Annotated in this window: 1 protein-coding gene; it reads right to left on the bottom strand. The window is 59.2% G+C overall.

What is annotated here, in order from left to right:
- Nucleotides 1-665 (bottom strand): 5'-nucleotidase C-terminal domain-containing protein (locus QJ48_RS34990; RefSeq protein ID WP_162238621.1); only part of this gene is annotated, 665 nt, incomplete at both ends.

Here is a 665-nt window from a genome sequence, read left to right as displayed (position 1 = left end):
TGTAGTTGCCGAACGGCAGCACCTCGAACATCATGCCGTAGGTTACTTTGCCCGGCTCGATATCCGCGCGCAGCCCGCCGATGTTCGTGAAGGCGATATCGGACTTCTCGGCCCAGCGCATCGCGTCGGTGACGGAGTTGCCGATCGGCGTCACGCCATCGCGTACCTGATTGCCATTCGCGTCGTGGCGGTAGGAGCGGGTCGTCCATTTTTCGGCGGCTACGGCGATTTGCTTGTTGGTTTGCTCGGCAATTTTCGCTTGGTAGTCGGCGACTGTTTTTTGCACGTCTTTGTTCGCGGTCGTCAAATTCGTGTACGTTTCCAGCAAGCTGGCGTTGGAGGAAACGACTTTTTTGCTGTCCTTATCGACATAAAGCTGAATGTGGCCGACGGCGTACAGCCAGCTTTGCGCTTCGACCACCGGAATGTGGTTCACGATCCCCGCTACGCGCTTGTGGGAATGACCTCCGACGATCGCGTCCAGCGTGCCGTTGCCCGTCCCGTTCGCCAGATCGACGAGTTCGCCCATAATTTGCTGCGATTTGGCGTCCTGCTCGCCCGGCAGGTGAGAGGTCACCATGACGATGTCGGCTCCTTTGGCGCGCAGCTCGGCGGACAGCTCCTTCGCGTACGGAACCGGATCGGCGAACGTCAAGCCTTCGATG

Source organism: Paenibacillus sp. A3, assembly GCF_001399685.1.
In the GTDB taxonomy this organism is placed as follows: domain Bacteria; phylum Bacillota; class Bacilli; order Paenibacillales; family NBRC-103111; genus Paenibacillus_G.
The sequence above is the reverse complement of the archived record's forward strand: the minus strand, read 5'-3'. Positions and strand labels throughout refer to the sequence as shown.